Here is a 12,419-nt window from a genome sequence, read left to right on the forward strand (position 1 = left end):
AGCCTCCCCCGCTTTTGCCGCACCACCACAACTCGCGGGCGGGATCAGTGGATAAACAGCCAGTAGAACAGCGCACCGATCATCACCCACTTGAGAATGTAGTACAGGCCGCGGTTACGCTTCTTCAGATCCTTGGCTTTGGCCCGGGCCTTGTAGACCACATCGAACACTTTATTCAGCAGGCCGACGCGATCCCCCGCCATATTCTCCGTACTGGTGGCGCGCACCACCACGGTCTTGAAGACCCGGTTGATGGCCGTGGCAAAACGGTAACGCAACGGCCGTTCCACATCGCAGAACAGGATCAGCCGATCCTGATCGGTGTTGTTTTCCGCCCAATGGATGAAGGTTTCATCGAACACCACGTCTTTACCGTCGTGCCAGACGTGCTGCTCACCGTCGACGTAGATGGCGCAGCGGTCGTCGTTGGGGGTCACCAGGCCCAGGTGATAACGCAGGGAGCCCGCGAACGGATCACGGTGCCTGCCCAGCTTGGCGCCGGCGGGCAACATGGCGAACATGGCCGCGTTGACGCTGGGCACCTGATTGACCAGCGCCACCGAACGGGGACACAGCGCTTCCGCGGAAGGCTGGGAATCGTCGTACCATTTCAGATAGAAGCGCTTCCAGCCGGTACGGAAAAACGAATGAAACGCCAGATCATTATCGCTGGCGGCCTGGCGAATATAGCCTTCGTCGAACAGCTTCATGGCCTCGTCGCGGAAGACTTGCCAGTTGTCGCGCAGCAAATCCAGGTCGGGGAAGGCGGAACAGTCCAGTAACGGCGTGTTTTCCACTTCGCTGGTGGCGTACACGAAGCAGTTATAGGGCCCCATGATGGTGGAATGATCCAACAACTGGCGGCTGAAGGAATGCCGGATCCGACCGCGAAAATGCACATAGGTCCCGCACACGATGAAGGTGTACAACACCAGCATCTTTCCTGACCATAACCATGCCACGAGTCATCCTCCCCTGGGCTGAGCGGTGTACAAAGCGGTATTGTACACCCGGACTGTGGCAACATAGTGTTAACATTTTTTCATCTTGACCGGGAAAGTAAATCGCCCATGAAATACCGCGATCTGCGCGACTTCATTCAGCAACTGGAACAGCAAGGCGAATTGAAACGGATCCAAGCCGCCGTGGATCCGCGCCTGGAAATGACGGAAATCTGCGACCGTACCCTCAAGGCCGGCGGCCCGGCGTTGTTGTTCGAAAACCCCAAAGGCTTTTCCATTCCGGTTTTGGGCAATCTGTTTGGCACCGAGCGCCGGGTGGCACTGGGTATGGGCCGGGATTCCATCGATGAACTGAGAGAATTGGGAGAGTTGCTGGCGTTTCTCAAGGAGCCGGAGCCGCCCAAGGGATTCCGTGACGCCTGGAGCAAACTGCCGATTTTCCGCAAGGTCCTGAGCATGGGACCGAAGCTGCTGAGCAGCGCGCCCTGCCAGGAACAGGTACTCGAAGGCGGCGACGTGGACCTGTTCCAACTGCCGATCCAGACCTGCTGGCCGGAAGACGCCGGCCCCCTGGTGACCTGGCCGCTGGTGATTACCCGTGGCCCCAACAAGGAGCGTCAGAATCTGGGGATTTACCGCCAGCAACTGATCGGCCGCAATAAACTGATCATGCGCTGGCTGAGCCACCGCGGCGGCGCCCTGGATTTCCAGGAATGGCGTCAGGCCCATCCCGGTGAGCCGTTCCCGGTGGCAGTGGCGTTGGGCGCCGATCCGGCCACCATTCTCGGCGCGGTGACGCCGGTACCGGATACCCTCAGCGAATACGCTTTCGCCGGGTTGTTGCGTGGCGGCAAAACCGAACTGATCAAGGCCATCGGCTCTGACCTGCAGGTTCCCGCCAGCGCCGAGTTCGTGCTGGAAGGGCATATTTATCCCAACGAGTACGCCGACGAGGGCCCCTTCGGCGACCATACCGGCTATTACAATGAAGTGGAGCGTTTCCCGGTCTTCACGGTGGAGCGCATCACCCACCGCCGCGACCCGATCTACCACAGCACCTACACCGGCCGTCCCCCGGATGAGCCTGCGGTGCTGGGTCTGGCGATGAACGAGATCTTCGTGCCGATCCTGAAAAAGCAGTTCCCGGAAATCGAGGATTTCTACCTGCCGCCGGAGGGCTGCTCCTACCGCATGGCGGTGGTGACCATGAAGAAGCAATACCCCGGCCATGCCAAAAGGGTAATGATGGGGGTGTGGTCGTTCCTGCGGCAGTTCATGTACACCAAATTCGTCATTGTCTGCGACGACGACGTCAACGCCCGCGACTGGAAGGACGTGATCTGGGCCATTACCACCCGCATGGACCCCCGGCGCGACACCGTGCTGGTGGACAATACCCCCATCGATTATCTGGATTTCGCCTCCCCAGTGGCGGGGCTGGGCTCGAAGATGGGGTTGGACGCCACCAGCAAATGGCCCGGCGAGACCGACAGGGAATGGGGCCGTGCCATTACCATGAGCGAAACCGTGAAGATGCGGGTGGATGAGATCTGGGACAGCCTCGGCATCGACTAGCCGGCGGGCTGTGCCACAAACCGCCCGGTACCGACGAGGACGCGATGATGAGCTGGAGCCCGCAAGACATTCCGGACCAACAATCCCGCACCGCCGTGGTGACCGGCGCCAACAGCGGTATCGGCTTCGAGACCGCCCTGGCACTGGCCGACAAGGGCGCCCGGGTGGTTCTGGCGTGCCGCGACCTGGCCAAGGCGGAGGCCGCCCGGGAACGCATCCATGAAAAGACCGGCGGGCGCGGCGAAATACAGATCGTGGAACTGGATCTGGCCAGCCTGAACAGCGTGCGACGCGCCGCAGATACGCTGCGCGAGCGCTATCCACGGCTGGATTTGCTGATCAACAATGCCGGTGTCATGTGGCTGCGCCAAGGCCGTACCGAGGATGGCTTCGAGCGCCAGTTCGGCGTCAATCACCTCGGCCACTTCGCCTTGACCGGTCTGCTGTTGCCGGCGCTGCGCGACGTGCCGGATTCCCGCATCGTCACTGTCAGCAGCCTGGCCCACAAAGCCGGCCGGCTGCATCTGGATAACCTGCAACTGGAGGGCCGCTATGGCCGGCAGCGAGCTTATGCTCAAGCCAAGCTGGCCAATCTGTTGTTCTCCCTGGAACTGGAAAGACGACTGCGCGCGGCGGAGGCCTCGACGCTCTCCCTGGCCTGCCACCCGGGCTTCGCCAATACCAATCTGGCGGAATCCGGTGTTGCCCGGGAAAGCCCGTTCGGGGTGGGCTATATCGCCCGCTGGCTGTGGCCCTTCTTCACCCAGAACGCCGCCCGCGGCGCCGCGCCCACCCTCTATGCCGCCACTAGCCCGCAGGTGCAGGGCGGCGGTTATTACGGCCCCGCCTACCTTAAGGAAGCGGTGGGCCCGCCGACGCTGGTGCACCCCAGCCGCCGCGCCCGTGACGCCGACGACGCGGCGCGCCTGTGGGAGCAATCCGAAGCGCTTACCGGCGTCCACTATCCCTGATCACCCCGCCACGATCTCCTGTTACTGGCTTCCTTTTTTCTTTTTGTGGTACGTTGGTGCCATAAAAAGAAAATCAAGGATCCAACATGTTGCCAACACTGCCGCGGCGCGCCCTGCTGAAGGCCTTGCTCGTCACCACCGGCGCCGCCATCCTGCCGTTATCCGCCCGCGGCCGCGCCGGACAGCCCCCATCCTGGAACAACTGGTCCGGCAACCAGAGCGTCACGCCAAAGCAACTTCTCTATCCCGCCGCCGAAAATCAGCTGGCCGATCTGTTGCGCCAAAGCAGCGGCACCGTGCGAGCGTTCGGCGGCAGCCACTCCTTCAGCCCCATTGTTCCCACCGATGACACCCTGCTGTCCCTGGAAGCCCTTAACGGCCTGCGCGGTCAGGACGACAGCGGCAATCTGACCTTCGGCGCCGGCACCCGGCTGGGCGCGGCGTCCGCCCAGGCCTGGCAGGTCGGCCACAGCCTCCGCAACGAGCCGGATATCAACCTGCAGTCCCTGGCTGGCGCCATCGCCACCGGCACCCACGGCACCGGCATCACTCTGCCCTGCCTCAGCGCCCAGGTAGGAGCACTGAGGGTCGTGCGCCCGGATGGCGAAGCGGTGTCCCTGACCACCGGTGACGGCGACGCTTTTCAGGCCGCCTGCTGCGGTCTCGGCGCCCTCGGGGTGATGACCCAGGTGACGTTGCGCGGCGACCCGGCCTACCGTCTGCGAGAACACACCTGGACCCTGCCACTGGACGACGCCATCGACTTCGTCGGCGCCAACCGGGACCGCTATCGCAATATTGAGTTTTTCGCCTTTCCGCTCGGTCGCACCGCCATCGTCAAAACCATGGAGCTGACCGATCAGGAAGACCAGCCGCTGATCCAGGACGACAGCAATGACTTGCTGGAAATGGTCTGTGAACTGAGCCTGCGCGCCCCCTGGCTTACCAGCACCCTGCAGAAGCTGGTGACGCTGTTCGTCAGCGACGAAGTCCGTCAAGGACCGGCCCATCAAATCTACGCCAACCGTCGCACCGTCCGCTTCAACGAAATGGAATACACGGTGCCCGCCGATGATGGCCTGGACTGCCTGCGCGAGGTCTGTGAGCGGATCCGCGATCAGGACATCAACGTGTTCTTTCCGATCGAATACCGCTACACCGCCGCCGACGACACCCTGCTGTCCATGTTCAGCGAACGCGCCGGCGCCAGTATTTCCGTGCACCAATACTACAAACAGGACTACCGGCCGCTGTTCGACGCGGTGGAGCCGATCTTTCAGCGCTTCGCAGGACGGCCCCACTGGGGCAAGTTGCACAGCCTCGACGCGACCCGCCTGCGCCCCCTTTATCCGCGCTTCGACGATTTCCTGGCGTTGCGTCGTGAGTTCGACCCCGAAGGCAGGATGCTCAATCCTTATCTGCGCCGGGTATTGGGCATTGAAACCGGGGGCCGCCGATGAAACGACGTCATTTTCTGCTGGCCCTGGCCGGCGGCGCGGCGCTGGCCTGGTGGCTCAAGCCCGGTGATCAGGGCCACCCCCATGCGCCCTACTTTCAGACGCTCAACGATACCCTGCGCGAAGGCCCGGGGCGGCCGCTGCTGTTGATTGACCAGGAACGGCTGGCCGCCAACTGCGCGCAGCTGGTGGCCGGACTACCGGCGGGCCGTCACTACCGCATCGTCGCCAAGTCCCTGCCCAGCGTGCCGCTGGTGCGCCAGGTGATGGCTCTGACCCACACCCGGCGGGTCATGGTCTTTCACCAGCCCTTCATCAATGCCATGGCGACGGCGGAGCCGGACTGCGATCTGCTGCTGGGCAAGCCAATGCCCGTGAGCGCCGCCGCGCTGTTTTACCAGGCGTTGCCCGCAAACGGCTTTGATCCGGACCGGCAACTGCAATGGCTGATCGACGGTAGCGAGCGCCTCCAACAGTACCTCGCCCTGGCCCGGCGCCTGAACCGGCGGCTGCTGATCAATGTGGAAATCGACGTGGGGCTGCATCGTGGCGGCCTCACCGGAGCCGAACAACTGGACGAGTTGCTGGCGTTGATCCACGCCCATCCCGAACACCTGGCCTTCAGCGGCTTCATGGGTTACGACGCTCAGGTGGGCAAACTGCCCGGCTGGATCGAGGACCGCGACACCAGTTTGCGCAAATCCCAGGACCGCTATCGTGCTTTCATCGAGCGTCTGTATCAGTTGGAACCGGCCTACCGGGAACAAGCGCTGACCTTCAACGGCGCCGGCAGCCCGACGCTGCGTCTGCATGGTGACGACACGCCCCTCAATGAACTGGCCGCCGGCTCCTGTCTGCTCAAGCCCACCGACTTCGACCTGGATACCCTGACGGATTTCCAGCCCGCCGCCTTCATCGCCGCTCCGGTTCTGAAACGGCTACCAGGGCTGCATCTGCCGGGACCGCTGCCCCTCGGCGAAATCTGGTCCTGGTGGGACCCGAACCGTCGCCAAACCTATTTCATCTACGGCGGCGCCTGGAAAGCCGAGCCCGCCTCCCCGCCAGGCATCCGCGCCAATCCGGTGTATGGCATCAGCACCAATCAGATGATGTTCAACGGCGCGCCCGCCACCGCCCTGCGCGAGGACGACCAGATCTTTTTCCGTCCTACCCAGAGCGAGTTCGTATTGCTGCAATTCGGTGACCTGGCGGTTATCGAACAAGGCCGGGTACACGCCTGGTGGCCGCCCTTCCCGCAACAGCCGGAAACCGCCCCGGTTGCGGCAAGGACGGGCGCGGCAGACGCCACGTAAGCGCGGCGGGCAGCAGCTGATCGGCCGGCATTTGATTGGCCTTCATCTGGTCCGCATAGTCCATCAGCAACCGTCCTCTGAGCGGCGCCCCCAATTGGCACCAGGTCACGCCCAGATTGAACACGGTGTTGGCATCATCCCGGTTCCATACCAACGCGCGTTGGAAGCGGCACAGAGCGCGGGGCCAGTCCCCGCACCGTGCCCAATAGATGCCCTCGATACTGCACAGGGCCGCGTTTTCCGGGTAACGCTGCCGCAACCCTTGCAGCTCTTCCTCGGCCTGTTGCCAGACCCCGCCATCGATCAGGCCGCGCAGGCGCAGCGCGTGTTCGCAGCGCACGCTCATGAGGACGCCCCTCCCCGTTGAGCCAGCCCATGCCAATCGACCCGGCGAGTCAGAATCATCACCGCCGCCAGCGCCGCGAACAGCAACAACGAGCCCATCAGCAACGCGTAGTCCTCGGCCAGCAGGATGGCGAACAACAACCCCAGCACGATCAACTGCGCCGAAGCGAATCCCCAACCCGCCAGTTTCGACTTCAACACCGCGCTCAGGTACACCCCGATCAACCCAACGCAGGCCACCGCGCCCGATACATAGGCCCAGACAAAGTCCACGTGCTCGCCCAGTGCCACCAGCAGCAGGTAAAACATCGCCAGCGCCAGTCCCACCAGCAAATACTGCATCGGGTGCATGGCCACCCGGCGCATCACCTCGAACAGGAAGAAGGCGGCGAACGTCAGCCCGACGATCAGAAAGCTGTACTTCAAGGCCCGCTCACTGGAAAGCAGACCGGTGACCGGCTGCACCAGATCGACGCGCAAGAACTGGCTGTCATTCCTACAACGCCCGTCGCTTTGCAGGCAGTCGATGGCGCTGGAAGCCGCCAGGCTGTTGGTCTGCCAGCGACCGATGAAACCGTCCTCGCTGACCTCCCGTTCCGCCGGCAGCATCAGTCCGGAGAAGCTCGGATGCGGCCAGTCACCACGCAGGGTCATGCGGGTTTCCTTGGCCATCGGCAACGCCGCCAGGCTGGTGCTGCCGTTCAGGTTCAAACGCAAACGGACCGTGAAGGGGCCGGACAGATCCTCCGGCAAAGGCGCCGCCACCACACCGCCGCCCTGCAGAACGGAGGGCATCGACGCTGGCTCCACCAACGGCAACGTACGCTCGCCGATACGCAACACCGGCCGCTCCACCAGGCCGCGCAGGTCGCCAACCCGGAACACCAGCAGCGGCGTGCCGGACGACACTATGGACGCATCCGCTTTGGCGGCCTGCAGCCATTCCGCCGGGAAATGCGCCTCCAGTTCAATCACGCTTTGATACACCGGTGTACCGTAAATGCCACGGTACAGCATGCGGCTTTGCAGATTACCTTCGATGTCCAGGGTATTCGGCAGATAACGATCCAGGTCACGGCGCAGCTTGCGGCGCGGGCTCGCCGCTTCTTCCTCGGTGGCATCGCGGGTGCTCTCCGTCGCCCAGTACTCGCGCACGCGCGGCACCATCAGCAGCGGCCCGGACAACGTCTGTTCCTTGGCGAATTGGTTGCTGATTTCGTGGCTCACCAGCAGTGCGCGGTTCTGGCGCTCATCGATCTTTATCTGAATCATCAACAGCGGACCGACCAACACCAGCATCAGGCCGCAAATCATCAGGATTTTCTTCAGTGGACTGTAAGAAGCCATGGGTCACTCCCCTCTTTGGAGTGCCCAGCTTGCCCGCGCTGTTTGAGAGGAGTGTGGGGGTTTTGTGAGGATGGGACGCTACCCCAGGCACAACCGCACCCGTACGCCCAGATCCAGGTTTTCCACCCGCAACCAGCCGCCATGCAGCTCACCGATTTCCTCCACCATGGCCAGTCCGAGCCCGGAGCTTTTTTCCTCTCCCGGCGCCGGCAGAGAGTAAAATCGCTCGGTGACCCGGGCCAGCGCGTAGTCCGGAATACATGGCCCCCGGTTGCTGACGTCGATGCCCTGCTGGCCCCCTTCCCGCCAACCGTCGACGTCGATGGTGGAACCCGGTTCGGCGAACCGCAGGGCATTGTCCAGCAGATTGAACAGGGCCAGACGGGTAGTATCCGGTTCCACCCGCAATACCGGTTCGCCACTCAACGCCACACTCAGCCGTTTCTCATCCAGCAGCACCTGGCGGCTGAGCTGCCACTCCGCCAGCAACGCCGCCAACCGCTGCGGTTCCCGGGGCGGCAGACTCTCCAGTTTTTCCAGCCGCGCCAGCGCCAGCATGCGATCCAGCAGATCGCTGAGCCGCTGGCTCTCGTGCACCACATTACCGGTCAGTCGGCTCAGGGCGGGCTCGCTCACCTCCTCGGCCAGAATCTCCCCGGCCCCCCGGATGGCCGCCAGCGGACTCTTCATTTCGTGGGTCAGCATGGTGATGTGATTTTCCAGCCGCGCCCGTTCCTCCAGACGGCGGCGCATGGCGGTGACGGCATCGGCCAGTTCGCGGATCTCATCATGAACGCGGAAGCGCGGCGGCGACGGCCTGCGCCCATCGGCCACCGCCAGGGCATAGCCGCGCAGCCGTCCGACCCGGTGGCTGATCCACCAGGCCAGACCGATGCCCAGCAACAGACAGGCGACCAGCGCCTGCCAGCCGTAGCGGATCAGGCGCTGTTCCGCCTGTTCGATGAACGGTTCGATGGCGGCCCCCGGCTTGCCCAGGGTCACCACGCCAATCAGCGTGCCCTGGTGGCGCACCGGCGCCGCCACGTACAACACCGAGGACGCCGGGTCATTGGGGTCGGTGCGGGTGGTGCGGGCGCCGTATTTGCCCTGCAAGGTCAGGTGCACATCGTTCCAGCGGGAAAAATCCTTGCCTTCGTTCTCGCCGCGCGAATCGAACAAAACGATGCCATCGGCACTGGTGATGTAGATGTGGGTATCGATGCGATTCTTGCTCAATCCCCAGATGTTGGCGCCCGGCAGCCGCTGGGCGTAACGCCTCAGTGCCGAGCGCAGTGCCGGGGTGACCACCAACTCGTCTCCCCGGGTGTCCATGGCGATCACCTCCGCCAGCAGATTGGCGGCATCCACCAGGGTTTCCTCCGCCGACTGGCGCACCAGCGGCTGGGCCTCATCCAGCACCAGGTCCATGGTGAACCAGCTCACCAGCCCCATGATCAGGAAGAAGATCAGCAGGAACTGACCGCTGAGTTTCATGGCCGCTCCAGCACGTAGCCGAGACCGCGCCGGGTGACGATCCAGGCGTCCCCGCCCAGCGGCCGCAGCTTGGCGCGCAGCGTTTTGATATGAGTATCCACGGCCCGCTCGAAACTGTCCTCGTCACTGCCACAGATATCCAGCAGCCGGGCCCGGCTGTACACCTGGCCCGGATGTTTCACCAGCGCCTCGAGAATCAAATACTCGGAGCGGGTCAGAGACAGCGCCTGATCCCGAAACCAGGCTTTCGCCGCCTGCTCGTCCACCCGCCATTCCCTTCCCTGCGCCACGGGCGCCGGCGCGCCTTTATCCAGGCGTTTGAGAATGGCACGGATGCGCGCCACCACTTCGCGCGGACTGAAAGGCTTGGTGACGTAGTCGTCACCACCCAGTTCCAGACCGAGAATGCGATCCACCTCATCCTGGCGGGCGGTGAGGAACAACACCGGCACTTCGCTGGAACGGCGTAATTGTTTGAGAACCTCGAAGCCATTGAGATCCGGCAGCCCCACATCCAGCACCACCAGCGCCGGGCTGTCGCCGTCCAACCGCGCCAAGGCCTGTTCACCACGTTCCACATGGGTGACCTGAAAGTGCTCCCGCTGCAAAGCGAAGATCAGTGGCTCCGCCACCCGAGGCTCATCATCGACAATCAAAATGTGTTCCGTCACCGGGCACCCCCTTCTCTGGATCGCGCCCATCATACCCTACCGGTTGCCCTGAGCGCCGCTGACGGCTTACCGTTGGGGCTCGCGAGGGCCGAGCGCCTGCCAACAAACAACAGGAAGGGAAGAATCATGAGCGAGGCACGGGAGTTTGATCTGATTGTATTCGGCGCCAGCGGCTTCACTGGCCGCCTGGTGGCGGAGTATGTACAGCAGCGCTATGGCACCGACGGCGGGCTGCGCTGGGCCCTGGCCGGTCGCAACGAAAGCAAGCTGGAACAGGTACGCGACGAACTCGGCATTGATCCCGGCGTGGCGATCCTCAAGGCCGACGTCACCGACGCCGACAGTCTGCGCGCCCTGGCGCGGCGGACCCGGCTGGTATTGACCACCGTCGGCCCTTATCAGCTCTACGGCGAGCCTCTGGTGGCCGCCTGTGCCGGCGCCGGCACCGACTATGTGGATCTGTGCGGCGAAGTGGCGTGGATGCGTCACATGGTCGACAAATACCAGGAACAGGCGCAAAGCAGCGGCGCCCGCATCGTTTTCTCCTGCGGCTTCGACTCCATCCCTTTCGACCTTGGCGTCTGGTTCCTGCAAGAACAGGCGCGGGCCAGACTGGGCGCGCCGCTGCCCCGCATCAAGGGACGGGTACGGCGGATGAAGGGCACGTTCTCCGGCGGCACCGCCGCCAGCCTGCAAGCCACCCTGGCCTCGGCGCGGGACGCGGAAGTCCGTAAGCTGCTGGTGAATCCATTCGCCCTGACCCCGGGTTTCGAAGGCCCGAAGCAGCCACCAGCCGCCGAGATCGAGTATGACCAAACCCTCGGCAGTTGGGTGGCGCCTTTCATCATGGCGGCCATTAATACCCGCAACGTGCACCGCTCCAACTTCCTGCTCGGTCACCCCTACGGCGAGGACTTCGTCTACGATGAGATGATCCTCACCGGCCCCGGCGACAAAGGCGAGGCCACCGCCCAGGCGGTGGCCAACGATCGTTCCCTGACCGGTGACAAGGCGCCCAAGCCCGGCGAGGGGCCGGGCAAGGAGGAGCGGGAAAACGGCTTCTACGATGTGCTGTTCCTGGGTGAAACCGCCGACGGCCAGACTCTCGCCGCCAGTGTCTCCGGTGACAAGGATCCCGGTTACGGTTCCACCTCGCGCATGATCACCGAGAGCGCCCTGTGTCTGCTGCGGGACGCCACCGACACCCCCGGCGGCATCTGGACCACGGCGCCGGCCATGGGCGACAAACTGATCCGCCGCCTGGAACAGAACGCCGGACTGCGTTTCGCCCTGGAAGACTGACCGCCCACAGCACGGCCAGGGAGCACGGGAATCAAGGAAAGCCCCGTACTTCCCGGCTCAGTCGTCGAACTGGTAAAGACGGGCGGGGTTGTCGGTCAGCACCTGTTTTCTTGTCGACAGGTCCGGCACCAGGCGCAGAAACTCATTGACCAGATCCCCATCGTCCGGGATTGGCCCTGGCAGTTGCACGTGAGGCCAGTCGGTCCCGAACAGGCAACGATCCGCCCGCACCTCCAACAGCGTGGAGAAGAACGGGTCCACATCGTGAAACGGCGCGCGCTCCAGGGCGGTAATGCGGTTCGGTCCGGTGAGCTTCACCCAGGTGCGTCCGCCTTGCAGCAACTCCAGGAGAGCCCGGAAGCCGGGATGCTCGATTCCCCGGTGGGTGGGAATATGGCCCATGTGGTCGACCACGCTGTCGGTGGGCAGCCGGTCCAGGCGCTCGACCAGCCGTTCGAACCGCGACACGTCCACCAGGAACTGAACATGCCATCCCAGCCCGGCGATTCGTCGGGACAGCAGTTCAACGTCCGCGAACGTCAGGCCGCCGGGAAACACCAGATTGACGCGCACGCCGCGCACCCCGGCCTCATGCATACGCTCAAGCTCGGCGTCGCTGATGCGGTTATCCACCACGGCGATGCCACGCCATTGGATATCATCGTCAGCGCGCCGGCGGGCCAGGGCGTCCAGCATGCGCCGGTTATCGGTGCCGTACACACTGGGCTGCACCAGCACCGCGCGCTGAAAACCCAGGGTGTGCAACAAGTCCCGATAGGCTTCCTCGGAAGCGTCCGGCGGTGTGTAACTGCGGTTGGGCTGATACGGGTACCGGCTTTGCGGGCCAAACAGATGGGCGTGGGTATCACACGCTCCCCGGGGCAAGGCGCTTGCGGGCTTGCTTGGCGCCGGGTGCGGTCCCGGGATCGTCGGCTCACTGATTCCGGACGTCGGTTTCTGATTCACGGTCATACCATCTCTA

At 63.7% G+C, this 12,419-nt stretch carries 11 protein-coding genes; 5 read left to right on the forward strand and 6 right to left on the reverse strand.

The features are described 5' to 3' along the window. Positions 1-44: 44 nt before the first annotated feature. Positions 45-962 (reverse strand): aspartyl/asparaginyl beta-hydroxylase domain-containing protein, encoded by a 918-nt coding sequence (locus B5T_RS20085; protein ID WP_148279308.1) that lies wholly within the window; start codon positions 960-962, stop codon positions 45-47. Between the two features lie 108 nt (positions 963-1,070). On the opposite strand from B5T_RS20085, the gene ubiD reads away from it, so the two are divergent. The 4 genes from ubiD to B5T_RS20105 all read left to right on the forward strand — a co-directional run bounded on the left by ubiD (position 1,071) and on the right by B5T_RS20105 (position 6,278). Then, the gene (gene ubiD, locus B5T_RS20090; protein ID WP_014996359.1) at positions 1,071-2,537 is read left to right on the forward strand and encodes a 4-hydroxy-3-polyprenylbenzoate decarboxylase; all 1,467 of its coding nucleotides are present in this window, start codon (positions 1,071-1,073) and stop codon (positions 2,535-2,537) included. Positions 2,538-2,581: 44 nt separating this feature from the next. After that, a complete protein-coding gene (locus B5T_RS20095; protein ID WP_014996360.1) occupies positions 2,582-3,508 on the forward strand; it encodes an oxidoreductase in 927 nt (308 codons plus the stop codon). 86 nt (positions 3,509-3,594) lie between these two features. After that, a complete protein-coding gene (locus B5T_RS20100) occupies positions 3,595-4,968 on the forward strand; it encodes a D-arabinono-1,4-lactone oxidase (RefSeq protein WP_014996361.1) in 1,374 nt (457 codons plus the stop codon). After that, positions 4,965-6,278 (forward strand): alanine racemase, encoded by a 1,314-nt coding sequence (locus tag B5T_RS20105; protein ID WP_014996362.1) that lies wholly within the window; start codon positions 4,965-4,967, stop codon positions 6,276-6,278. Before B5T_RS20100 ends, B5T_RS20105 begins: the two co-directional genes overlap by 4 nt. On the opposite strand, the gene B5T_RS23315 is transcribed toward B5T_RS20105, so the two are convergent. The 4 genes from B5T_RS23315 to creB all read right to left on the reverse strand — a co-directional run bounded on the left by B5T_RS23315 (position 6,178) and on the right by creB (position 10,135). After that, positions 6,178-6,624, reverse strand: coding sequence for a tetratricopeptide repeat protein (locus tag B5T_RS23315; RefSeq protein WP_148279309.1), 447 nt, complete (start codon positions 6,622-6,624; stop codon positions 6,178-6,180). The two genes, B5T_RS20105 and B5T_RS23315, sit on opposite strands and share 101 nt — an antisense overlap. After that, entirely contained in the window at positions 6,621-7,970 is a 1,350-nt protein-coding gene (gene creD / locus B5T_RS20115) for a cell envelope integrity protein CreD (RefSeq protein ID WP_014996363.1), read from the reverse strand. The genes B5T_RS23315 and creD overlap by 4 nt, the downstream gene beginning before the upstream one ends. Before the next feature lie 78 nt (positions 7,971-8,048). Further along, on the reverse strand, positions 8,049-9,464 hold the full coding sequence (creC, locus tag B5T_RS20120) for a two-component system sensor histidine kinase CreC (protein WP_014996364.1): 1,416 nt from the start codon (positions 9,462-9,464) through the stop codon (positions 8,049-8,051). Then, a complete protein-coding gene (gene creB / locus B5T_RS20125; protein WP_041717156.1) occupies positions 9,461-10,135 on the reverse strand; it encodes a two-component system response regulator CreB in 675 nt (224 codons plus the stop codon). The genes creC and creB overlap by 4 nt, the downstream gene beginning before the upstream one ends. A gap of 126 nt (positions 10,136-10,261) precedes the next feature. Here creB and B5T_RS20130 point away from each other — a divergent pair, with 126 nt between their 5' ends. Further along, the gene (locus B5T_RS20130; RefSeq protein WP_014996366.1) at positions 10,262-11,437 is read left to right on the forward strand and encodes a saccharopine dehydrogenase family protein; all 1,176 of its coding nucleotides are present in this window, start codon (positions 10,262-10,264) and stop codon (positions 11,435-11,437) included. 57 nt (positions 11,438-11,494) lie between these two features. On the opposite strand, the gene B5T_RS20135 is transcribed toward B5T_RS20130, so the two are convergent. Continuing rightward, positions 11,495-12,409 (reverse strand): amidohydrolase family protein, encoded by a 915-nt coding sequence (locus B5T_RS20135; protein ID WP_051015555.1) that lies wholly within the window; start codon positions 12,407-12,409, stop codon positions 11,495-11,497. Positions 12,410-12,419 lie beyond the last annotated feature (10 nt).

Source organism: Alloalcanivorax dieselolei B5 (genome assembly GCF_000300005.1).
Classification (GTDB): domain Bacteria; phylum Pseudomonadota; class Gammaproteobacteria; order Pseudomonadales; family Alcanivoracaceae; genus Alloalcanivorax; species Alloalcanivorax dieselolei.